The organism is Micromonospora sp. A3M-1-15, from assembly GCF_024213425.1.
Taxonomy (GTDB): Bacteria; Actinomycetota; Actinomycetes; order Mycobacteriales; family Micromonosporaceae; genus Micromonospora; species Micromonospora chersina.
In genome coordinates, this window is the sequence record NZ_JANAVK010000002.1 from 481,788 (window position 1) to 504,210 (window position 22,423).

Genomic DNA, 22,423 nt, shown 5'->3' on the forward strand with positions numbered 1-22,423 from the left:
GGAAGACTGGAGCCATGAAGCCCGCCGCCCTCTGGCCGGACCACCTCCTGCCCGCGCACCACGTCCCGCCGCCGTGGCCCGGCCGGAACGTCCGGCTCGACGGCACGGTGACGTACGTGCGCGACACCCCGGCCACCGCTCCCGGCGCCGAGCCGGCGCTCTACGTGCACGGCCTCGGTGGCTCGTCGCAGAACTGGACGGACCTGGCCGGCCTGCTCGCCGACCGGCTCGACGGCCAGGCGATCGACCTGCCCGGTTTCGGGCGCAGCGAGCCCGGCCGGCGCTACACCGTGCCGGCCTTCGCGGACCGGGTGGTCCGGTGGATCGAGCACAGCGACCGGGGGCCGGTGCACCTGTTCGGCAATTCGCTGGGCGGCGCCGTCACGGTCCGGGTGGCGGCGCTGCGGCCGGACCTGGTGCGGACGCTGACCCTGATCTCCCCGGCCCTGCCGTTCCTGGACTTCCGGCGCTCGTTGCAGGGGCGGATGCTGCCGCTGCTGGCGATTCCCCGGGGCGAGCGGCTGGCCGCCTGGCGGCTGGCCCAGCTCGCCCCCGAGGTGATGGCCCAGCAGGTGATGGAGGCGTGCATCGCCGACCTGACGCGGATCAGCGAGCAGCGCCGGCTGGAGGCGGTGGAGGAGATCCGGATCCGCTACGAGGTGGCCCACTACGCCGCCGCCTACGTCCGGACGTTCCGTGGCCTGGTCTCCAGCTTCCTGCGGTCGTACCTGCCGGGGACGGGCTCGCTGTGGCGGCTGGCGGCCGGGGTGCGGGCACCGACGCTCGTGGTGGGCGGGCGGTTGGACCGGCTGGTCGACGTGCGGGTCGCGCCGCAGGCCGCCCGGGTGATCCCGGACAGCCGCCTGCTGCTGCTCGACGGGGTCGGGCACGTGGCCCAGCTGGAGGTGCCCCGGACCGTGGCGCGGGCGGTGCTGGCGCTGCTGGCCGAGGCGTCCCCCGCCGGTTCGCCGCCCGGCGGGGACCGCACCTCGGCGGCGCAGCCGAGGATCGTGGCCGAGCGCCCGGAGGGGCAGGCGAGCGAGCTGATCGCCGAAACGGGGGAGAGCGGGCGGCGGCGCGACATGGCAGGCTGACCCGGATGCCCACCTCCGTCCGTCCGCGTGCCGCGCGGCCCACCGCCCCGCCCGCCGGCCGCTGGCGTTCCGCAGTCGTGGTCTGCGCCTTCCTCGCCGCCGCGCTGGTCGGCATCGGCGTCGCCCTGCGGCACCCGTCGGCCGAGGCGCTTGTCGATGTCGGTTCGGCGGCCCGGTCGTCCGTGCCGGCCAGTGCGCCGCAGCCGTCGGGCGCGTCGCCGTCACCGTCACCGTCGCCGTCGACGGACCCGGTGTCGCGCGCCCCGGTGGCGCCGGTGCTGAGCCTGCCCGGGCCGGTGCCCGCGCACGGGCGGGGAAGCTTCGGCTACGACGAGCGGACCGGCGGGGTGCTGGGCCGGGCCGGGGTGCTGCGCCGGTTCCGGGTGGCGGTGGAGGACGGCTCGGGTGAGGACGTGCACGCCTTCGGCGACGCCGTGCAGCGGGCGCTGGCCGGGCCGGGGAGCTGGGTGGACGGTGGCCGGCTGCGGTTGCAGCGGGTCGGCCCGGGCAGCGCCTCCGACTTCACCATCTACCTGGCGACCCGGGACACCGCGGGCCGGCTCTGCGGCGCCGGGGGCATCAACATCCGGGTGGGCGGGGTGCCGTACACGTCCTGTCGGGTCACCGGCAAGGTGGTGATCAACCTGGACCGGTGGCGGACGTCGGCGCCGCACCTGGTCGCGGCGAAGCTGCCGCTGGACACCTACCGGCTCTACGTGATCAACCACGAGGTGGGTCACCAGTTGGGGCACCACCACGAGGCCTGCCCGGGGGCGGGCCGGGCGGCGCCGGTGATGCAACAGCAGACGCTGTTCCTGAACGGCTGCCGGCCGAACCCGTGGCCGTACCTGTCCGGGAAGCGGTACACCGGTCCGGCGGTGTGAGGACCTGATCCTGGCGATGAGCAGTATTTCGCGGGAAGACTGGCAAAAAGAGCTAATTGCCCGAATTGCCATGGCACGCTGGTGTCATGACGCCGTCGTCCCCTTACGACCCGCCTGAGGACCCCGCGCCGGCCGGCGACCGCCCGTCGCACCGGCTCGACTTCGACCGTCCGCCGGCCCACCCCGGGACCCCGGCGCCGGCCCGTCCCGGCCTGCGCCGGATGCGGCGCCGCCGCCGGCGGGCCGTGTTGCTCCTGGCGGTGCTGCTCGCCGCGGGCGCCGGCGCCTTCGAGGCGACCCGGCTGGCCGGCCCGGACTGGCCGGTGCACCTGTCCACCCGGCATCCGCTGTCCGCCGCCGATCCGTCGCTGGCCAACGGCGCCGGCGCGGGGATCCGGACCGAGCCGAGCGGGTACCCCACGGCGGGCGCCGGCAGCTTCGCGGCCGCCGACGGCCGGTCACCCGTACGCGGCCACGACGGCCCGCTGCGCCGCTACCGCGTCGAGGTCGAGCGGGACGCCGGGCAGGACGCGGACGAGTTCGCCGCCACCGTGGACGCGGTGCTCGGCGACCCGCGCAGCTGGATCGCCTCCGGGCGGCTGCGGGTGCAGCGGGTGCCCGAGGCGGCCGCCGCCGACTTCACCATCTACCTGGCCACGCCCGCCACCTCCGAGCGGATGTGCGCCGAGGGCGGCCTGAGCACCGAGCGGTACACCTCCTGCCGGCTGCCCGGACGGGTCGTCATCAACCTGGCCCGCTGGATGGAGGCGGTGCCCGACTACGGCGCCCCGCTGGAGGTCTACCGGACGTACGTGGTCAACCACGAGGTCGGGCACGAGTTCGGCGAGCTGCACCAGGCCTGCCCGGGGCCCGGCGAGCCGGCGCCGGTGATGCAGCAGCAGACCTACGGGCTGGACGGCTGCGTGGCGAACGCCTGGCCGTACGTCGACGGGGTCCGCTACTCCGGCGAGCCGACCGACGGGGTCTGAGTTATTCCCGCTCCCGCATGTCGGGCGACGTGTCCCTCCTCATGGCCGATCCCTACCGGCGCGAGCGACAATGGCGCGGTCCCACCGCCGATCCCGGGGAGTCCACCGTGTCGTTGCCCCCGCTCGTCGAGCCCGCCGCCGAGCTGACCGTAGACGAGATCCGTCGCTACTCGCGCCACCTGATCATCCCGGACGTCGGGGTGGAGGGGCAGAAGCGGCTGAAGAACGCCCGGGTGCTCTGCGTCGGCGCCGGCGGTCTCGGCTCGCCGGCCCTCATGTACCTCGCCGCCGCCGGCGTCGGCACCCTCGGCATCATCGACTTCGACACCGTCGACGAGTCCAATCTCCAGCGCCAGATCATCCACGGCGTCTCCGACGTCGGCCGGTCCAAGGCCGAGTCCGCCGCCGCCTCGATCCGCGAGATCAACCCGCTGGTCAACGTGGAGATCCACAACACCGCGCTGGACCGGGACAACGTCCGGGAGATCTTCTCCGGCTACGACCTGATCGTCGACGGCACCGACAACTTCGCCACCCGCTACATGGTCAACGACGCGGCCGTGCTGCTCGGCAAGCCGTACGTCTGGGGTTCGATCTACCGGTTCGACGGCCAGGCGTCGGTGTTCTGGGCCGAGCACGGTCCCTGCTACCGCTGCCTCTACCCGGAGCCGCCGCCGCCCGGCATGGTCCCGTCCTGCGCCGAGGGCGGCGTGCTGGGCGTGCTCTGCGCGTCCATCGGGTCGATCCAGGTCAACGAGGCGATCAAGCTGCTGGCCGGCATCGGCGAGCCGCTGGTCGGCCGGCTGATGGTCTACGACGCCCTGGAGATGAGCTACCGCAAGATCAAGGTCCGCAAGGACCCGAACTGCGTGCTCTGCGGCGAGAACCCCACGGTCACCGACCTGCTGGAGGACTACGAGGACTTCTGCGGCGCGGTCTCCGACGAGGCGCAGGAGGCGGTGGTCGACTCGACCATCACCGCGCTGGAGCTGAAGGAGTGGCAGGACGCCGGCAAGGACATCTTCCTGGTCGACGTCCGCGAGCCGGCCGAGTACGAGATCGTCCGGATCCCCGGCGCCACCCTCATCCCCAAGGGCGAGATCATCTCGGGTGACGCGCTGGCGAAGCTCCCGCAGGACAAGCAGATCGTGCTGCACTGCAAGTCCGGCGTCCGCTCCGCCGAGGCGCTCGCCGCGCTGAAGGCGGCCGGCTTCCGGGACGCCGTGCACGTCCAGGGCGGGGTGCTGTCCTGGATCAAGCAGATCGACCCGTCGCTGCCGGCGTACTGAGGTGGCGTCGAAAGGGCCCTCCCGGTGTTCCGGGAGGGCCCTTCGTCATACCGCCGGTGGGCCGGGCCACCCCTGGCCGAGCTACCGAGGCGTAACCACGTTTGCGCCGGTAGCGTGACTGCCGTGGTGGATCTGGACGCGGCGATCGGCTTCGTCGTGGCGCACGGCGACGCGGTGGACCGCGCCCGCCTCTCCCGGCTGCGCACCGGCGCCCCGGTGCCGCCGGAACTGCTCGACGCGGCCGAGTCCGGGCAGGCGCCCGGCGGCGGCTGGCCCGCCGTGCTCGACGGCGAGGTCGCCTCGGTCGACGCGACCTGCTACCGCCTGGCCGAGCTGGACGACCTCGGGGCGCTGGGCCGCCCGGCCGCCCGGCACGCCCTGGACTGGCTGGCCGCCCGGCAACTCGCCGACGGCGGCTGGGACGAGGACCCCTCGCTTGCCGGCTTCGCCCCCGAGTGGGCCACCCCGGGTGATCCCGAGGCGCGGCTGTTCCTGACGGCCAACGCCGGGTTCTGGCTCACCGTGGCCGGACTGGACGCCCGCGCCGCCGGCCCGCTCGACCACCGGGTCGGCGGGGCGTACGCCGGTGTGGTGCAGGCGGCCGCCCAGGCGCTCGCCGCCCAGCTCGCGCCCGACGGCAGCTGGCCGTCCTTCCTGCCGGCCGGCTGGCTCGCCGCGGCCGTGCTGCACCGCCAGCAGATGTACTACGAGTCGGCCCGGATCCAGGCGGTGCTGGCCGAGCGCATCCCGCAGATGTCCCCGGCCGACGTGGCCTGGCTCGCCGCCACGCTGCGCCGGGTGGACGTGGGCGAGGAGCAGTGGCTGCTGGTCTCGGCCCGCCGGCGGCTGGCCGAGACCCAGCGCAGCGACGGCGGCTGGGACAGCGACGACGGCCACCAGTTCGACGTGCACACCACGTTGCGGGCGATCCGGGCCTGCCGCCCGACCACGCCCGAGGCCCCGGTCTCCGGCGCGCCGTTCGTCGCGCCGCTGGTGCCGCCGCAGCGCACGGCGCCCCCGGGTGAGCTGGTCCTGCCGCCCGTCGTGCCGTTGCCGAGGCCGGCCCCGCCGGCCGCCCCGCCACCGGAGTCGGCGCCGCCGGAGCCGGCCGCCCCCAGCGCCTGAGCCGTCCGGGCCCGGCCGGTCAGCGCAGGTGGCCGTCCCCGGTGACCACGTACTTGGTGCTGGTCAGCTCGGGCAGCCCCATGGGGCCGCGGGCGTGCAGCTTCTGGGTGGAGATGCCGATCTCGGCGCCGAAGCCGAACTCGCCGCCGTCGGTGAACCGGGTGGAGGCGTTCACCATCACGGCGGCGGCGTCCACCCGGGCCACGAACTCGCGGGCCGCCGGCTGGGAGTCGGTGACGATCGCCTCGGTGTGGCCCGTGCCGTGCCGCCGGATGTGCGCGACGGCCGCGTCCAGCGAGTCGACCACCGCGACCGAGATGTCGGCGGAGAGGTACTCGGTGTCGAAGTCCTCCTCGGTGGCCGGCACCACGGCGTCGGAGTGGGCCGCCACCCGCGCGTCGCCGTGCACGGTCACCCCGGCGTCGGCGAAGGCGGCCAGCACGGCCGGCAGGAAGGCGTCCGCGATGCCCGCGTGCACCAGCAGCGACTCGGCGGTGTTGCAGGTGGAGAGGCGCTGGGTCTTCGAGTTCAGGGTGACGGCCACGGCCTTGGCCAGGTCGGCGGCGGCGTCCACGTAGACGTGGCAGTTGCCCACCCCGGTCTCGATCACCGGCACGGTGGACTCCTCGACCACGGTGCGGATCAGCGACGCGCCGCCGCGCGGGATCAGCACGTCGACCAGGCCGCGGGCGCGCATCAGCTCCTTGACCGAGTCGCGGGTGCTGGAGTCGAGGAGCTGCACCGCGTCGGCCGGCAGGCCGGCGCCGGCGACCGCGTCGCGCAGCACCGCGACCAGGGCGGCGTTGGAGTGCGCCGCCGAGGAGGAGCCGCGCAGGAGCGCCGCGTTGCCGGACTTGAGGCAGATCCCGGCCGCGTCGACGGTCACGTTGGGGCGGCCCTCGTAGATGATGCCCACCACTCCGAACGGCACCCGGACCTGGCGCAGTTCCAGCCCGTTGGGCAGGGTCGCGCCGCGGACCACCTCGCCGACCGAATCGGGCAGCGCGGCCATCTGGCGCAGCGCGTCGGCGATGGCGGCCACGCGGCCCTCGTCGAGGGCCAGCCGGTCCAGCACGGCCGCGCTCAGCCCGGCCTCGCGCCCGGCCGCCAGGTCCGCTGCGTTCGCGGTCAGGATCTCCGGGGTACGCGCCACCAGCGCGTCGGCCATCGCGTGCAGCGCGGCGTCCTTGACGGTACGGGTGGCGACGGCGAGATCCTCCGCCGCGCCCCGGGCCCGCCGGGCCTGCTCGACCACGCTCATGCCGGCACTCCGCTTCGCTCCGTGCCGTCCTGAGGCACCTCCGCGCTGAACCGATGATTCGCTCGCTGACGCTCGCTCAATGCGCACTCCTCACAGCAGCACGAGGTCGTCGCGGTGGACGACCTCCCGTTCGTACGCCGGGCCGAGCGCCGCGGCGAGTTCCGTGGTGGAGCGGCCGAGCAGCCCGGGCAGCTCGACCGCGTCGTAGTTGACCAGCCCGCGGGCGACCGGCGCGCCCTCGGTGTCGACCAGGTCCACCGGGTCCCCGGCGGTGAACGCGCCGTCCACCGCGGTGATCCCGGCCGGGAGCAGCGACTTGCGCCGGCCCACCACCGCCTGCACCGCGCCCGGGTCGAGGTGCAGCCGGCCGCGCGGCGCGGTGGCGTGCGCCAGCCAGAAGAGGCGGGCCGCCGGGCGCCGGCTGCTCGGGTGGAAGAAGGTGCCGACCGGCTCGCCGGCCAGTGCCGGCGCGGCCAGCGGCGCGGCCGTGAGCACCACCGGGATGCCGAAGCCGGTGGCGATCCGGGCCGCCTCGACCTTGGTGACCATGCCGCCGGTGCCCACGCCGGCCCGGCCGGCCCCGCCGATGTCAACGCCGGCCAGGTCGCCCTCGCTGTGCACCTCGGTGATCCGGGTGCTGCCGGCGCGGGCCGGGTCGCCGGTCCAGAGCGCGTCCACGTCCGACAGCAGCACCAGCAGGTCGGCGTCGACCAGGGCGGCGACCAGCGCGGCCAGCCGGTCGTTGTCGCCGAACCGGATCTCCTCGGTGGCCACCGTGTCGTTCTCGTTCACGATCGGCACGGCCCGCAGGTCGAGCAGCTTGCGCAGGGTCCGGTACGCGTTGCGGTAGTGCGCCCGCCGGGTCACGTCGTCGACGGTGAGCAGCACCTGCCCGACGGTCAGCCGGTGCCGGGCGAAGGCCGCCGCGTACCGGCCGATGAGCAGGCCCTGCCCGACGCTGGCGGCGGCCTGCTGGGTGGCCAGGTCGCGGGGGCGCCGGGGCAGCCCGAGCGGGGCCAGGCCGGCGGCGATCGCGCCGGAGGAGACCAGCACCACCTCGCGCCCCGCGGCGGCCAGCGCGCCGAGCGAGTCGACGAGCGCGTCGACCCGGGTGTCGTCCAGGCCGCCCGCCGGGGTGGTCAGCGAGGACGAGCCGATCTTGACGACGATCCGGCGGGCCGAGGTGACTGCTTCGCGCACCCGACCATTCTGCGCGCTGCGGTCCGCCGTCCCTCGGCGCGTTCCCATATCGTGGCAGCCCGTGACACCTGACGAGTACGTCGAGGCGGTGCTGGACCTGGTCGAGCGGATCCCGCCCGGCCGGGTGATGTCGTACGGGGCGGTGGCCGACGCCCTCGTGGACCGGTCGGGGCGGGCGTCGGCCCGCCTGGTCGGTTCGATCATGGCGCGGCACGGGGGCGGGGTGCCCTGGCACCGGGTGGTGAACTCGGCCGGCCGGCTGCCACCGGGGCACGAGGTGGAGGCGCGGGCCCGGCTGCGCGCCGAGGGCTGCCCGCTGCGGCCGTCCGGGGTGGACATGGCGGCGGCGGCCTGGTCGCCTCGGCAAGGGGCGTGACCGGGCAGGTCACGAGATCGGGCCGTTCGGCCGAGTCATGTGGGCGCGTCGGGGCTGATCCGCCACGGCAGCGGAGGGTTACGCTCCGGTCACCGCTACGACACGGGGGTGTCGTCCATGCCATCCGTCTCTCCGCCACGCGCGCGTCGCGCCCTGGCCGTTCTCACCACCGCCGCACTGCTCGGTCTGCTGCCGGCGGTCCCCGCCCAGGCTGCTCCGGCCGGCCCGGACCACTCCACCGACGTCACGGTCCCGGACACCGGCTGGAGTCCGGACCCGGTCGCCGACGGCGTGCCACGACCGCCGTCCCGGAACGTCGCGAAGGTCAAGGAACAGCAGCGGCAGCAGCGGCGGGCCACTGCACTCGACGCCGTCCCGACCGGATTCGTCCGGGACGGTCACCTGCCCAGGGACCTGCCGCCGGCCGCCCAGCCCTACAACGTCAACCCGGCCCCGGTCGTCGACCGGGGGGTGCACGACTCGTCGGGTGTCCGGATGTTCAATTTCCTCGGCAAGACCTGGGACCACCCGGTCGCCCAGGCCCAGTGGGGGCTTTCGAACCTGGCCGCCTACCGGCTCACCACGGACCCGCTGTTCCTCCAGCGGGCCGTCGCCAACGCACAGCGCAACCTGGACCGCCGGGTCGAGTCCCGGGGCGCCTGGTTCTACCCGTACGACTTCGACCTGAGTCGTTGTGCTGGCCGTCCCCTGCTGCGGGCGCCCTGGTACAGCGCGATGGCGCAGGGGCAGCTGCTCGCCCTGTTCGCCGGCCTCGCCGAGGTCACCGGTGACGCGAAGTGGCGCACCGCGGCCGACAACACCTTCCTGAGCCTGATCCTGCCGGCCACCACGGGCGCGCCCTGGGGCAGCTGGATCGACCCGAACGGGTATCTGTGGCTCGAGGAGTACCCGGTGACCTTCGGCACCACCGGTGAGCGGGTGCTCAACGGCCACATCTTCGCCCTCTACGGGGTCTACGACTACTGGCGGCTCACCGGAGACAGCCGCGCCGTGGCGGTCTTCGACGGGGCGGCCAGCACCGTCCGGCGCTACGTGCCGAACCATTTCCGGGTGGTCCAGTGGGCCAGCAACTACTCGATGGGCTGCGCCAACCCGCACGTCAAGTACCACCAGATCCACACGGCGCAGACCCTCAAGCTCTACGAGATGACCTGGTCGGCGACCTTCGCCCAGTACGCCGACCTGCTGCGCTCCGACTACCCGGTGCCCGGGGTCGACGCCAACGTCTCCTTCTCCGCCGGCACCCACACCGGCTACACGTTCAGCAGCACCGGTGCGATCACCGGCACCAAGGGGCTGACGCTGGGCCGTGCCTCCATCGCGCACGCCGACCAGCGCATCCGCGTCCGCGGCCGGGGCATCCACTACCGCATCACCAACGGGGCGCTGGCGGGCTACCTGGTGCCCGAGGCCTACGGCCGGCGGGTGCTGCTCGGGAAGGCGGTCGAGCACGTCTACACGCCCACCCGGGTGTTGTCCTTCCAGCCGGGGACCTACTCCGGGTACGCGTACGACAGCAAGGGAACGGTCATCGGGTCGAAGACGCTCACCTTCTCCAAGGCGTCCATGGCGCCGCTGGGCGCCAGCGCCTGGGTGAACGGGCGGCTCAGCTACCAGGTCACGGCCGGGGCGTACCTCGGTTACTGGCTGCCGGAGACCACGGGTCTCACCGTCAACTGACCGTCCAACCGCAGCTCGGCGTGGCGCGGCCCGTCCCGGAACTCCGGGACGGGCCGCGTGGCGTCCGAGGCACCGCAGCGGGGGATGTGACCCAGCTCATGACGTGAGTATCATTCGGCTCCATGACCGCCACGGGCCTGCCGCGCCGGGTGCACGTCGGATACGCGCTGGGCTCCCTGGTCACCGGGGCGTTCGGCACCGTCCCCGGGCTGCTCCTGCTGCCGTACCTCACCGACACCCTGGGCGTCGCGGCCGGGGTGGCCGCCCTGCTCGTGCTCCTGCCGAAGGCGTGGGACGTGCTGGTGAACCCGGTCGCCGGGCGGATCTCCGACCGGACCCGGTCCCGCTGGGGTGCGCGCCGACCCTGGCTGCTCGTCGGCGGGCTGGCGCTGGCCGTGCTCTTCGCCTCGATCTTCGCGGCGCCGTTCGGCGCCGGACCGGCCGCCGGGACGTACGTGGCCCTGGCGTTCCTGGCCACCGCGACGGCGTTCGCCTTCTTCCAGGTGCCCTACGTGGCGATGCCCGCCGAGCTGACCGAGGACCCGGCGGAGCGTACCCGGCTGATGAGCTGGCGGATCGCGGTGCTGGCGCTGGCCATCCTGGTCTCCGGCGCGGTGGCCCCGGCCGTGGTGACCGCCGGCGGCGACGGCGTGCCGGGGCACCGCTGGATGGGCCTGTTCGTGGCGGCGCTCATCGTGGCCGGCACGGTCGGCGCGTTCCTCGGCACCCGGTCCGCGCCGACCGGCACGGTGGGGGAGAGCGAGCCGAGCCTGCGCGCCCAGCTCGCCGTGGCCGGCCGGAACCGGCCGTTCCGGGTGCTGCTGGTCTGCTTCGTGATCCAGTCCGCCGGGGTGGCCACCGTGCTGGCCGGGGTGAAGTACTTCGCCGACCAGGTGCTCCGCGCCCCGGACAGCGGTCCGACGCTGCTCTTCGCCTGCTTCGTCGGCCCGGCGCTGCTGGTCATGCCGCTGTGGACCCGGGCCGGCGCCCGGCTGGGCAAGCGCGCCGCGCTGGTCGCCGCGTCGCTGCTCTTCGCGGCCGGTGCGCTGGCCCTGGTCGCGTCCCCGGCGCTGCCGGCCGCCGGGGTCTACGCCGTGGTCGCGCTGATCGGCGTCGGCTACGCCGGCCAGCAGGTGTTCGCGCTGGCCATGCTGCCGGACTGCATCGCCTACGACACCGTGCGCACCGGCCGGCGGCAGGCCGGCGTGTTCACCGGCCTGTGGACCGCCGGGGAGACCTTCGGCCTGGCCCTCGGCCCCGGAATCTACGGCCTGGTCCTCCAGCTGTCCGGCTACGTCTCCTCGTCCACCGGGGTCGCGGCGGACCAGACGGCGACCGCCCGGCTCGGCGTGCTGCTCGGCTTCACCGTCCTGCCGGCCCTGCTGGTCGCCGCCCCGGTGGTGCTGCTGCGCGGCTACACCCTGACCCCGGCCCAGTTGGCCGCCGCGCCCGCCGCCGGCGGGGTCGCGCCGGCGGCGCGGGCCTGAGGCACGCGAGTCCGTCCGCCCGGCCGGACCGTCACGAGAGGAACAACCCGAGCACCATGACCGACACGGCAGGGACGGGCGCGCTGCCCGTCGAGGGGGTGCCCGCGGCGCGGGTGCTCGACGAGATCCGGGCCCTGCGGGCGGCCGACCGCCCGACCCACGGCGGGCGGCTGTTCGCCTACGTCTACGACCCCGGTGTGGCCGGGCTGGACGAGTTGGCGCAGGCGGCGCACGCGGAGAGCGCGCACGTCAACGGTCTCGACCCCACTGCCTTCCCGTCCCTGCTGGCCATGGAGAACGCGCTGGTCGGGGCGGCCGCCCGGCTGCTCGGCGGCGGCCCCGGCACGTCCGCGCCGGACGTGGTGGGCAGCGTCACCAGCGGCGGCACCGAGTCGCTGATCCTGGCCGTCAAGGCGGCCCGGGACGCCCGGCCCGACCTCACCGAGCCGCGGATCGTGGTGCCGGTCAGCGGGCACGCCGCCTTCGCCAAGGCGGCCCACTACCTGCGGGTGGCCCTCGACCCGGTGCCGGTCGACCCGGTGACCCTGCGCCCGGCCGTCGCGGACGTGGCCGCCGCCATCCGGCCGGAGACCGTCCTGGTCGTCGCCTCCGCCCCGTCGTACGCGCACGGCGTGGTCGACCCGGTGGCGGAGATCGCGGCCGTGGCCGCCGCGGCGGGCGTGCGCTGTCACGTGGACGCCTGCTTCGGCGGCTGGACACTGCCCTGGCTGCGCCGGCTCGGCGCGCCGGTGCCCCCGTTCGACTTCACCGTGCCCGGGGTCACCTCGATCTCGGTCGACCTGCACAAGTACGCGTACGCCCCGAAGGGGGTGTCGGTACTGCTGCACCGGGATGCGGGGCTGCGCGCGCCGCAGTTCTTCGCGTACGCCGACTGGCCCGGCTACACGATGGTCAACCCGGTGATCGCGTCGACCCGGTCGGGCGGGCCGATCGCCGCCGCGTACGCCACCCTGCGCCACCTCGGCGAGGACGGCTACCTGCGGCTGGCCGAGGTGACCCGGGACGCGGTCGCCGGGCTGGCCGACGCGGTCCGCGTGGTCGACGGGCTGCGGCTGCTGGCCGAGCCGGAGTCGACGGTGGTCTGCTTCACCGCCGACGACCCGGAGCTGGACCTGTTCGTGCTGGTGGACGAGCTGACCGCCCGGGGCTGGCACACCCAGCCGCAGCTCGCGTACGCGGGCCTGCCGGCCAGCGTGCACCTCACGGTGACCGCCGCGGTGGCCCCGCGGGTGGCCGAGTTCGGCCCGGCGCTGGCCGAGGCGGCGGCGGCCGCCCGGGCGGCCGGGCCGGTCGTGCTGCCGCCCGAGCTGCTGGCGCTCGCCGGCAGCCTCACCCCGGAGGCGCTCACCCCGGACCTCATCGCCGGGCTCGCCGCCGGCCTCGGACTCGGCGCGGGAGCGGCGCCGGACCGGATGGCGGCCGTGAACACGCTGCTCCAGGCGGCTCCGGTCCGGCTGCGGGAGCGGCTGCTCGTGGAGTTCGTCGGGCTGCTCCAGCGCCCGACCTGGTGAGCACGACGAGGGCCCGGAACCCCGCGGTCCCGGGCCCTCGCGGGTGGTCAGCTCGCGTCGACCGCGGTCACCGCGAAGGAGGTGCTGTTGTCGGCCGGGTCCACGTCCTGCGGGGCGGCCTCCCAGAAGTAGCTCCCGGCCACGGTGAGCGTGCCGGTGCCCAGCTCACCGCCCGGCGTGCCGGCGGGCGCGCTGAGGAAGACGTCGAAGGTCCGCTCCTCGCCCGGCATGAACCGGCCGCCAGGCACGGTGAACCAGTTCGGGAAGCTCGGCATGTCCTGCGGCTCGATGTGGTGGACCGCCACCCCGGAGGGCAGGTCGGCCTCGACGTCGAGCGCGAAGGTCGGGGCGTCGTTGCCGTAGCGCACGGTGACCGGCATCCGCCCGAGCAGGCTGCCGTCCGGCTGCCGGTTGAGCGTCACCGCGCCGCCCCGGATGCTCAGGTCGGTCTCGGTGGCCTGCACGTACGGCCGCGGCTTCCGCAGGCTGCCCGTCGTGGAACGGAAGAGGGTGGTGAAGCCGGTGGCGTCGGCGGCCCGGGCGGCGCCGGCCGGGACCACCTCGATCCGCCCGCCGTCGGCGACCATCGGGTGGTCGCGGGCGGTGGTCCACACGTGGAAGCCGAGCCGGAAGGTGACGCTCCGCCCGGCCTCGACCCGGTCACCCAGGCAGCTGATGACCAGCCGGTTGTCCACGAGCCGGTCGTAGAGGCAGGCACCGCCGGGCTCGATGGTGGCGAACGAGGCGCCGGCCGGCTCGGTGATCACCAGGTTCACCGACGTCGCGGTCGGCTTCCGGTTGGTCACCGTGGCGGCGAGCGTCCCGACGTACCCCTGGTCGGTCGGCTCCAGGACGAGCCGCTGGGCCGTGACGTCGATGCCGCCGGTGGTCCCGCTCGGCGCGGCGGCGGCCGGTGCGGCCAGGGTGAGCAGGGCGGCGGCCCCGCCGAGCAGCGCGGTGGCGGCCCGTGTCGTACGTGTGGTCATGCTGGTCCTCCCGTGAATCCCCGTTGTTGGACGGCGGCGCTTCCGCCGGTCCGATGCTGGTGACACGTCCGATGAGGACGGTCGGTTGCGGCATGCTCTGTCGCGAAGGCGACGCGGCGGGTCTAGCCGGCCGTGCGCAGCTCGACCTGGTTGTCCTTGTACTTCAGGTCGTCCCACCACCGCTCCTGCGGGTCGTAGTGGGTGACCCGCAGGGTCGGCGGCCCGGGAGCGGCTGACGGGTCGTAGCGGAACGTGAAGGTGTACGTCTTCCGCTTCCCCGCCGGCAGGCCGTCCAGGACGCAGGTGCCCGGGCCCTCCGACCGCATCGTCCGGCACCGGCTCAGGTCCCCGCCCGCCGGCTCGCCGATGCTGTAGAACTCGGAGAAGCCGAGCAGGGGCACGTCCACCGGTCCCTTGTTGGTCACCGTGACGGTCACCGTGGCGGTGCGGTTGCCCTTGGTGTCGGCCGGCCCGACGGCGAGGTCGCCGGCCGTCAGGGTGAGGTCGGTCAGGCGGGGGTCCACGCCGAACTTCGTCGGCCCCGCCGTCTGGGTGAACCGCTCACCGGTCCAGGCGTACGTCCGCCACTGCCGCTGCGGCGACCACTCCGGGATGCTGCAACAGGGCTGGATGTCGGCCACGTAGGCCCGGATCCTCCCGTCGTCCTGCACCGAGAAGTCGGTGATGTCGTCCATCCCCTCGTGGGTGACGACGACCCGGCCCAGGGTGACGATCCGGCCGGCCTCGTCCCGGTCGAACGCCAGCACCTGCTTCGCCGAGGCCTCGCCGTAGCGGCAGGCCACCAGGGCCACCGTCTCGGTCGCGCCGTCGCCGTCGAGGTCGCCGTAGCGGGGGTCGGCCAGCAGCCTCGGCACGGAGTCCGTCTCCGCCGCGGACCGGAGTCGGACGTTGTCGGTGACGCAGGTCGTCGGGGCGTACCCGGGCCAGTCCGGCAGGTCCAGCCGGGCGGCGAGCAGTTGGGGCTTGCTGATCCGCCCGTCCGGGGCGGCCGGGGTGGGGCTGGCCGTGCTCGGCGTCGGTGGCGGCGGGGTCGGCGAGGCGGTCGTCTCCGACGGGGTCGGAGTGGCGGTCTGCGCCGGCCCCGGTCTCGGGTCGGGGCGCCGGTTCAGGGCGGCGTTCGCGCCCACCGGGATGGCCACGGCGAGCACCACGGCCGCCGCGGTGACCACCGCGGCACGGCGCCGCCGGCGGCGGACGGTCTCCCGCACGGCCGTCGTCCCGGCCGGGTGCACCGCCGGGGCGTACGCCTCGCGGAACGCGGCGAACTCGCCGCTGACCAGGATGTCGTCGAGCTCAGTCATGGTGGTTCACCTCGTTCGTGGTGGCGAGCTGGGCCGCCAGCGCGGCCCGGCCCCGGTGCAGCCAGGACTTGACCGTGCCCTCCGGCACCCCCTCCTGCTCCGCGATCTGCGCGACCGTGAGATCGGCCAGGTAGTGCAGCACCACGGCGCGGCGCTGGACGTCCGGCAACTGGGCCAGCGCGGCGCTCAGCGCCACCCGGTCCGGGCCGGGACCCGGCACGTGCTCCTCGCGCTGCCGGTGCAGCCAGGACTGCGCCGTGCGCAGCCGCCGCCACCGGCTCGTGGCCAGGTTCCAGGCGACCCGGCGTACCCAGGCCACCGGGTCGTCGTAGCGGGACACCCGCGACCAGCGGGCGAACGCCCGACAGAACGCCTCCTGGACCAGGTCCTGCGCCTGCGACAGGTCGCCGCAGTAGGCGGCGAGCTGGAGCGTCAGGGACCGGAAGTGCGCGTGGTAGAGCCCGTCGAAGTCGATCGCCTCGCCCCGGTCCGGGCGTTCCGGCCGGTCCGCTGTCCCCCCGGGTGGCGGCTCGCCGAGCCGTGGCTCCCTCGTCACCGTCATCTGATCCTCCCCGTGCACGTGCCGCCGGCGCGGTCACGCCCGTCACACGCCCTGACGCCGGCACCGGTTGCGTCGGTTGCCGTTCCGGGTGCTGTGGTTGACTGTCAACTCGAAGACAGGCGAGGGAGGCGCGAGGTGCAGTTGCCGGCCGTGCTCGGCGAGCCGATCCGGTTCGTGCTGAACTGGGGCCGCCGCTACTCCCTCTGGGTGTTCAACTTCGGGCTCGCCTGCTGCGCCATCGAGTTCATCGCCACCAGCATGGGCCGGCACGACTTCATGCGGCTCGGCGTGATCCCCTTCGCCCACGGTCCCCGCCAGGCCGACCTCATGGTGGTCTCCGGCACGGTCACCGACAAGATGGCCCCGGCGATCAAGCGGCTCTACGACCAGATGCCCGAGCCGAAGTACGTCATCTCGTTCGGCGCCTGCTCCAACTGCGGCGGGCCCTACTGGGACTCCTACTCGGTGACCAAGGGCGTCGACCAGCTCATCCCCGTCGACGTCTACGTGCCCGGCTGCCCGCCCCGCCCGGAGGCGCTGCTGCACGGCATCCTCCGCCTCCAGGAGAAGATCGCCGCCGAGGAGTCCGGCGTCGGCGGCGTGCCGCGCCCCGACCGGCTCGCCCCGCCGGTCGACCCGCGGCCCGCGGAGAGCACCCCCCGGCCGGTGGAATCCCTCACCGCGCCACCGGTACGTCCCCCGGCCGGCTGACCCGCGAGGTGGCGGTCGAGGTCTAGCCTGCGGACCATGACCCAGTCCGCGGACAAGCGTTCCGCCTTCATCGTCGACGTGCTCACCGATGAGTTCGGCGCGTCGATGGCGATCGACCCGGCGGCGTTCCGCCGCAAGTTCCGCAAGATGGCCGCCTCACCGTTCGCCTTCTACCGGGGCAGCGCCTCGCTCTTCTACGCCGACCAGCGCGGAGACTTCGCCAGCGACCGGTTCCTCGACGAGCGGACCAGCCGGGTGTGGATCCACGGCGACCTGCACGCCGAGAACTTCGGCACCTACATGAACGCCTCCGGGCAGCTCGTGTTCAACGTCAACGACTTCGACGAGGCGTACGTCGGGCCGTTCTCCTGGGACCTGAAGCGCTTCGCCGCCAGCGTGGCCCTGCTCGGCTACGCCAAGGCGCTCTCCGACCGGGTGATCGGCGAGCTGGTGGCCGGCTTCGCCCGGTCGTACCTGGCCGAGCTGCGGGCCATCGCGGCCGGCGGCGACGACGCGATCGGCTCGATCACCCTGGACAACGCCGACGGCGTGCTGCGTCGGGTGCTCCAGCAGGCCCGGCTGAACACCCGGGTCGACCTGCTCGCCACGCAGACCACCATCGACAACTACGAGCGGCGGTTCTCCCTCGGCGACGGGGTCTACGAGGTCGACGCCGCGACCCGGGAGCAGGTCTGCGCCGCGTTCCAGGACTACCTGGGCACGCTGCCGGAGGGCAGCGCCCGGCTCCGCCCGGTCGCCGCGAACATCAAGGACGTGGTGCTGCGCAAGGGAGTGGGCATCGGCTCGGCCGGGCTGCCCTCGTACAACCTGCTGCTGGAGGGGCACACCCAGGCGCTGGAGAACGACGTCGTCATCTACATGAAGCAGGCGCAGGTGCCGGCGGTGGCGCGGCACATCGACGACGAGCGGGTCCGCTCGTACTTCCGCCACCAGGGGCACCGGACCGCCGAGTCGCAGCGCGCGTTGCAGGCGCACGCCGACCCGTGGCTGGGCTTCACCGAGCTGGACGGCACCGGCCAGCTCGTCGCCGAGGTCTCCCCGTACGCGGCCGACCTCGACTGGGCCGACGTCAACGAGCCCGAGGAGCTCGGCGGGGTGCTCACCGACCTGGGTCGGGCGATGGCCCGGATGCACTCGGTGGCCGACGACGAGTCCAGCCACGACCTGGTGGACTACTCCACCGAGGAGGCGATCGTCGGGGTCGTGGACGCCGACGCGGAGAGCTTCGTCGACTACCTGATCGACTTCGCGCACACCTACGGCATCCGCGCCCGCGAGGACCACCAGCTCTTCGTGGACCTGTTCCGCAACGGCCGGCTCCCCGGCATCTGAGGCTCCGGGGCGGCGGAGCCCGCGTTCGGCCGCCCCGCCTCACCGCTCGAAGTCGAGCACCACCTTGATGTCCTCGCCGCCGGAGGCGTACGCGTCGGCGTACGAGGAGACCGGCACCCGGCGGGTGATCAGCGAGTTCAGCCACGCCTGGTCGGCCCGGGCGAGCGCCTGCGCGGCCAGGTCCCAGTGCCGGCGGTTGGCGTTCACCGAGCCGAAGACCACGTTGTTCTCCAGCACGAGGTCCCGGTTGAGCGCCCCCGCGTCGAAGTCGATGGTCCGGCCGCCGCTGGACACCCCGGTGAGGCAGACGACGGCGTTCGGCCCGGCCTTGCACATGGCGTCAATCACCACCACGGGCGCGCCGGTGCACTCGACCACCACGTCCGGCGCGAAGTCCAGCTCCGCCACGGTCGTGGTGTGGTACGTCGCGCCGAGCGCCCGGACCAGCTCCGGCTTCGGCCCGGTCTTGTTCCGGTCCAGCACGTGCACCGAGAGCCCGCGCTGGATGCCCAGCAGGGCGGCCAGCAGCCCGATCGGACCGGCGCCGGTGACCAGCACGTTCTGCGGCTGCCACACGGCCCGGCTGCCGATCCGCTCGATGTGGTCCCACGCCTTCGCCACCACGCTTGTCGGCTCCAGCAGCATCCCGACCGGGGCGAGCATCGGGTCCAGGCCGACGGCGAACCTCGGCTGCACCCGCCAGCGGTCCCGGGCGAAGCCGGGCAGGCCCTTGATCCCGTGTTCGGTGTACCGGCCGTTGCGGCACATGTCCCACTCGCCCACGGCACAGTTCGGGCAGGGCACCGGGTCGGGGTGTCGGACGATCCCGGCCACCAGGTCGCCGGGCTGGAGGGTGCCCGTCGGGTCCTCCAGCACCCGGCCCAGCGCCTCGTGCCCGAGCACCAGCCGTTCCTGGCCGGGCGGGGCCTGGCCGTACTCGCCCGCGATGATCTCCTGGTCGGTCCCGCAGATGCCGACCGCCAGGGCCTGCACCAGGATCGCGCCCTCCTCCGTGGGCGGCTCGGGCCAGTCGTCGTCGAGACGCAGGGAATTGGGGACGCCGGGAGTCACAGTGACAGCGCGCACGGTGTTCATCCTTCCCCGCCCGAGGCCCACGTGCCCGGCAAAGCGGCGGATCCCGCCCGGGAGAGCGTGGACGGCCCGACACGGCTCCGGGCCGGCGGCCATAGGATCAGCGGCATGACTCCGGAAGAGGTCGGCCGGCGGGTGGTCGCGCTGCTCGCGCCCGTCGAGGCCACCGCGTCGGTCTCCGGCGGTCAGGGTTACGCCCGCGCCACCGTCGACGTACCGCCGGCGAGCTGGCGCGACGCGGTGCGCGCGGCACGCGGCGACGACGAGCTGGGCTGCGACTTCTTCGACTGGCTGTCGGCCGTCGACGAGCTGGCCGAGGGCTTCGACATCGTGGCCCACCTGTGGTCGGTCCGGCACCGGCACGGCCTGCTGCTGCGCACCCGGGTGCCCCGGGAGGCGCCGGTCGTGGCGTCCGTGGTCGACGTCTTCCCCGGCGCGGCCTGGCACGAGCGGGAGACCCACGAGATGTTCGGCATCGGCTTCGAGGGGCACGGCGAGCTGCGGCCGCTGCTGCTGCCGCCGGAGTTCGAGGGCCACCCGCTGCGCAAGGAGTTCGTGCTCGCCTCCCGGGTCGCCAAGCCGTGGCCGGGCGCGAAGGAACCGGGTGAGTCGGAGGCGGGCGGCGGCCGCCGGCCGATCCGGCCGCCGGGCGTGCCGGCGCCGGGGGAGTGGGGCACGACGCCCACGCCGGCCGGTGCGGCCGGGATGGGCGAGGGCCCCCGCGGGGGTACGCCGGCCCGCCCGGCCCGCGAACGGCCGGCCCGTCCCGCGCCGGGCGAGCGGCCAGCCCGCCCCGCGCCGGGCGAGCGGCCGGCCCGGCCCGCGCCGGGGGCCGACGCCGAGGACGGGGAGGGCTGATGCCGGACTGGTTGGAGCTGGTCCTCCGGGTGGCGGCCGTGCTGGTCGCGTTCCTCACCCTGCCGCTGATCGTGGGGCAGGCCGAGCACAAGGTGATGGCCCACATGCAGGGCCGGCTCGGCCCGATGTACGCGGGCGGCTTCCACGGCTGGGCGCAGCTGGTGGCCGACGGCATCAAGTTCGTGCAGAAGGAGGACGTCACCCCGCGCGACGCGGACCGGCCGGTGTTCCGGCTGGCCCCCGCGGTGGCCCTGGTGCCCTACCTGCTCGCCCTGCTGGTCATCCCGCTCGGCCCGGGCGACCTGGTGGGGCAGCCGCTCGACATCGGCCTGTTCTTCGTGCTGGCCGTGGTCGGCATCGGTGTGCTGGCGGTGCTCATGTCGGCCTGGGCCTCGGCCAACAAGTACAGCCTGCTCGGCGGGCTGCGCGGTGCGGCCCAGCTGCTCGGCTACGAGCTGCCGCTGGTGCTGGCCGCCGCCTCGGTGGCGATGGCGGCGGGCACGCTCAGCCTGCCCGGCATCGTGGAGGCGTGGCACCCCTGGTGGCTGATCTGGCAGGCGCCGGCCATGGTGATCTTCTTCGTCGCCGGGCTGGCCGAGATCCGCCGGCCCCCGTTCGACATGCCGGTGGCCGACTCCGAGCTGGTCTTCGGCTACATGACCGAGTACACCGGCCTGCGCTTCGCGTTCTTCCTGCTGGCCGAGTACGTCGGCATCGTGGTGATCGCGGCCCTCACCACGGTGCTGTTCCTGGGCGGCTGGCAGGGCCCGTTCGCCGACGCCCAGCTCGGCTGGCTGTGGACCCTGCTCAAGGTGTTCGCCGTCGCGTTCGTGATCATCTGGCTGCGGGTGAGCTACCCGCGGCTGCGCGAGGACCAGCTCCAGCGCCTCTGCTGGCTGGTGCTGGTCCCGCTGGCCCTGGCCCAGCTGGTGCTGACCGCCGCCGTCCGCCTGGCCATGTGAGGACGGGCGGGCTCAGGCAGCGTCGCGCAGCGGGGTGTGCTCCGGGTCGACCCGCTCGGCCGGCGGGGCCGGCTGCGGGGGCGTGCCGTCGCCGAACGGGCGGCCGCCGAGCTGCTCGCGGCCGTGCGGGGTGAGCCAGTTCGCCAGGTCCGGGCCCAGCGGCACCACCCCGGTCGGGTTGATGTCCCGGTGCACCTCGTAGTAGTGCCGCTTGATGTGGTCGAAGTCGACGGTGTCGCCGAAGCCCGGGGTCTGGAACAGGTCCCGGGCGTACGCCCAGAGCACCGGCATCTCGGTGAGCTTCTGCCGGTTGCACTTGAAGTGGCCGTGGTAGACCGGGTCGAAGCGGACCAGCGTGGTGAACAGCCGGACGTCCGCCTCGGTGATCGTGTCGCCGACCAGGTAGCGCTGCCCGGTCAGCCGCTCGGTCAGCCAGTCCAGCCGGTCGAAGAGCCGGTGGTACGCCTTCTCGTACGCCTCCTGGCTGCCGGCGAAGCCGCACCGGTAGACGCCGTTGTTCACGTCCGCGAAGACCGCCGCGTTGACCTCGTCGATCTCGTCGCGCAGCCGCTCCGGGTAGAGCTGCGGCGCGCCCGGCCGGTGGTACGCGGTCCACTCCGTCGACAGGTCCAGGCTCATCCGCGCGTAGTCGTTGGTGACCACCTGCCCGGTCGGCACGTCCACGATCGCCGGCACGGTGATGCCCCGCTCGTAGCCGGGGAAGCGCCGGAAGTAGGCGTCGGCCAGCCGCTCGATGCCGAGCACCGGGTCCCGGCCGCCCGGGTCGAGGTCGAAGGTCCAGCTCCGCTTGTCGTGGGTGGGCCCGGCCACCGCCATCGAGATGGCGTCCTCCAGCCCGAGCAGCCGCCGGACGATGATCAGCCGGTTCGCCCAGGGGCAGGCCCGGCTGACCGCCAGCCGGTACCGGCCCGCCTCCACCGGCCAGCCGCTCGCCCCGTCGGCGGTGATCCGGGTGGCGATGTAGCGCTGGTCCCGGGTGAACTCGCCGCCCGGCTCGACGTACTTGCCGCCGGTCCGGTCGAGGATCTCGTCGCCGCCCACGTCGCCTCCCGAAGATGTCTCGTTCCGGTCCCATCATTGTCGTTCCAGCCGCTCCTGGCAGGCCGAGCGCGAAGGGCGGGGGCTAGGCTGCCGCGGTGACCGATGTGGAGGCGGCGGCCCGACGCTTCATCGCGGACGTGTGGAACGCCGGCCGCGAGGAGAGCGCGTACGACCTGATCGCCGAGGACTGCCCGGGGCTGGGCGGGACGGGCCCGGAGGCCACCCTGGCCTGGCACCGGGACCGGCGGGCGTCCTTCCCCGACCTGCGCTACAAGATCGTCGAGGTGGTTGCCGGCCGTGACCGGGTGGCCGTGCACTGGCGGGCCGCCGGCACCCAGGCCGGGCAGTTCGGCGCGGTGCCGCCGACCGGCCGGGTGGTCAGCTACTCCGGCGCGAGCTTCCTCCGCTTCGACGAGACCGGCCGGATCGTCGACGTGTGGAGCGTCAACGAGCTGTTCCAGGTCCTCCAGCAACTCGGCGTCGAGATGCTTCCGCCGCTGCCGGCCACCGAGGCCTGACCCGACCGGCGGCCGGTCGGCGGGCGATCCGCCGGGTGGTGGTCGCGCGCGCAAGGGGC

General features: G+C 74.3%; 20 protein-coding genes and 1 pseudogene. 14 read left to right on the forward strand and 7 right to left on the reverse strand.

All coding sequences use genetic code 11. The features are described 5' to 3' along the window. Positions 1–14 precede the first annotated feature (14 nt). From NLX85_RS11975 to NLX85_RS11995, 5 genes and pseudogenes are all read left to right on the forward strand, one after another. Positions 15–1,094, forward strand: a complete 1,080-nt coding sequence (locus NLX85_RS11975; RefSeq protein WP_254334537.1) for an alpha/beta fold hydrolase — start codon at positions 15–17, stop codon at positions 1,092–1,094. Between the two features lie 5 nt (positions 1,095–1,099). Further along, complete coding sequence (locus NLX85_RS11980; protein WP_254334539.1) at positions 1,100–1,978, forward strand: DUF3152 domain-containing protein; 879 nt, start codon at positions 1,100–1,102, stop codon at positions 1,976–1,978. Between the two features lie 86 nt (positions 1,979–2,064). After that, entirely contained in the window at positions 2,065–2,967 is a 903-nt protein-coding gene (locus tag NLX85_RS11985; RefSeq protein ID WP_254334540.1) for a DUF3152 domain-containing protein, read from the forward strand. Positions 2,968–3,008: 41 nt separating this feature from the next. Next, complete coding sequence (moeZ, locus tag NLX85_RS11990; protein WP_254334542.1) at positions 3,009–4,256, forward strand: adenylyltransferase/sulfurtransferase MoeZ; 1,248 nt, start codon at positions 3,009–3,011, stop codon at positions 4,254–4,256. 72 nt (positions 4,257–4,328) lie between these two features. Next, positions 4,329–5,198: pseudogene (locus NLX85_RS11995) on the forward strand (hypothetical protein); the annotation flags it as partial. Positions 5,199–5,400: 202 nt separating this feature from the next. Here NLX85_RS11995 and NLX85_RS12000 read toward each other — a convergent pair. Further along, entirely contained in the window at positions 5,401–6,642 is a 1,242-nt protein-coding gene (locus tag NLX85_RS12000) for a glutamate-5-semialdehyde dehydrogenase (RefSeq protein ID WP_254334551.1), read from the reverse strand. A 90-nt stretch (positions 6,643–6,732) separates the two neighbouring features. Beyond that, positions 6,733–7,890 (reverse strand): glutamate 5-kinase, encoded by a 1,158-nt coding sequence (gene proB, locus NLX85_RS12005; protein WP_254334553.1) that lies wholly within the window; start codon positions 7,888–7,890, stop codon positions 6,733–6,735. Between the two features lie 13 nt (positions 7,891–7,903). Between proB and NLX85_RS12010 the strand changes: the two genes are divergently transcribed. The 4 genes from NLX85_RS12010 (at position 7,904) to NLX85_RS12025 (ending at position 12,938) form a co-directional block, all read left to right on the forward strand. After that, positions 7,904–8,218, forward strand: a complete 315-nt coding sequence (locus NLX85_RS12010; protein ID WP_254334555.1) for an MGMT family protein — start codon at positions 7,904–7,906, stop codon at positions 8,216–8,218. A 117-nt stretch (positions 8,219–8,335) separates the two neighbouring features. After that, positions 8,336–9,919: a D-glucuronyl C5-epimerase family protein gene (locus NLX85_RS12015; RefSeq protein WP_254334557.1), complete on the forward strand. Its 1,584-nt coding sequence runs from the start codon at positions 8,336–8,338 to the stop codon at positions 9,917–9,919. Positions 9,920–10,041: 122 nt separating this feature from the next. Beyond that, the gene (locus NLX85_RS12020; RefSeq protein ID WP_254334559.1) at positions 10,042–11,406 is read left to right on the forward strand and encodes an MFS transporter; all 1,365 of its coding nucleotides are present in this window, start codon (positions 10,042–10,044) and stop codon (positions 11,404–11,406) included. A 56-nt stretch (positions 11,407–11,462) separates the two neighbouring features. After that, positions 11,463–12,938, forward strand: a complete 1,476-nt coding sequence (locus NLX85_RS12025) for an aminotransferase class V-fold PLP-dependent enzyme (RefSeq protein WP_254334560.1) — start codon at positions 11,463–11,465, stop codon at positions 12,936–12,938. A 47-nt stretch (positions 12,939–12,985) separates the two neighbouring features. Here NLX85_RS12025 and NLX85_RS12030 read toward each other — a convergent pair whose 3' ends face one another. From NLX85_RS12030 to NLX85_RS12040, 3 genes are all read right to left on the reverse strand, one after another. Further along, positions 12,986–13,924 (reverse strand): hypothetical protein, encoded by a 939-nt coding sequence (locus tag NLX85_RS12030; protein WP_254334561.1) that lies wholly within the window; start codon positions 13,922–13,924, stop codon positions 12,986–12,988. 122 nt (positions 13,925–14,046) lie between these two features. Next, positions 14,047–15,246 carry a hypothetical protein gene (locus NLX85_RS12035; RefSeq protein WP_254334563.1) on the reverse strand — a complete coding sequence of 400 codons (1,200 nt, stop codon included), beginning with the start codon at positions 15,244–15,246 and terminating at the stop codon, positions 14,047–14,049. Then, positions 15,239–15,808: a SigE family RNA polymerase sigma factor gene (locus tag NLX85_RS12040; protein ID WP_254334566.1), complete on the reverse strand. Its 570-nt coding sequence runs from the start codon at positions 15,806–15,808 to the stop codon at positions 15,239–15,241. The genes NLX85_RS12035 and NLX85_RS12040 overlap by 8 nt, the downstream gene beginning before the upstream one ends. A gap of 135 nt (positions 15,809–15,943) precedes the next feature. Here NLX85_RS12040 and NLX85_RS12045 point away from each other — a divergent pair, with 135 nt between their 5' ends. Together NLX85_RS12045 and NLX85_RS12050 are read left to right on the forward strand one after the other, a co-directional pair. Then, a complete protein-coding gene (locus NLX85_RS12045; protein ID WP_091317803.1) occupies positions 15,944–16,519 on the forward strand; it encodes an NADH-quinone oxidoreductase subunit B in 576 nt (191 codons plus the stop codon). 36 nt (positions 16,520–16,555) lie between these two features. After that, positions 16,556–17,872 (forward strand): DUF2252 domain-containing protein, encoded by a 1,317-nt coding sequence (locus tag NLX85_RS12050; protein WP_254334567.1) that lies wholly within the window; start codon positions 16,556–16,558, stop codon positions 17,870–17,872. A 39-nt stretch (positions 17,873–17,911) separates the two neighbouring features. On the opposite strand, the gene NLX85_RS12055 is transcribed toward NLX85_RS12050, so the two are convergent. Then, the gene (locus NLX85_RS12055) at positions 17,912–18,958 is read right to left on the reverse strand and encodes a glucose 1-dehydrogenase (RefSeq protein WP_254334569.1); all 1,047 of its coding nucleotides are present in this window, start codon (positions 18,956–18,958) and stop codon (positions 17,912–17,914) included. Positions 18,959–19,072: 114 nt separating this feature from the next. On the opposite strand from NLX85_RS12055, the gene NLX85_RS12060 reads away from it, so the two are divergent. Further along, positions 19,073–19,822 carry an NADH-quinone oxidoreductase subunit C gene (locus NLX85_RS12060; protein WP_254334570.1) on the forward strand — a complete coding sequence of 250 codons (750 nt, stop codon included), beginning with the start codon at positions 19,073–19,075 and terminating at the stop codon, positions 19,820–19,822. Further along, entirely contained in the window at positions 19,822–20,784 is a 963-nt protein-coding gene (gene nuoH, locus NLX85_RS12065; protein ID WP_254334571.1) for an NADH-quinone oxidoreductase subunit NuoH, read from the forward strand. The genes NLX85_RS12060 and nuoH overlap by 1 nt, the downstream gene beginning before the upstream one ends. Before the next feature lie 12 nt (positions 20,785–20,796). Here the strand turns inward: nuoH and NLX85_RS12070 are convergent, their stop codons facing one another. Continuing rightward, positions 20,797–21,846 (reverse strand): glutathione S-transferase family protein, encoded by a 1,050-nt coding sequence (locus tag NLX85_RS12070; RefSeq protein ID WP_254334572.1) that lies wholly within the window; start codon positions 21,844–21,846, stop codon positions 20,797–20,799. A gap of 95 nt (positions 21,847–21,941) precedes the next feature. Here NLX85_RS12070 and NLX85_RS12075 point away from each other — a divergent pair, with 95 nt between their 5' ends. Beyond that, complete coding sequence (locus NLX85_RS12075; RefSeq protein ID WP_254334573.1) at positions 21,942–22,364, forward strand: ester cyclase; 423 nt, start codon at positions 21,942–21,944, stop codon at positions 22,362–22,364. The last annotated feature ends 59 nt before the right edge of the window (positions 22,365–22,423 follow it).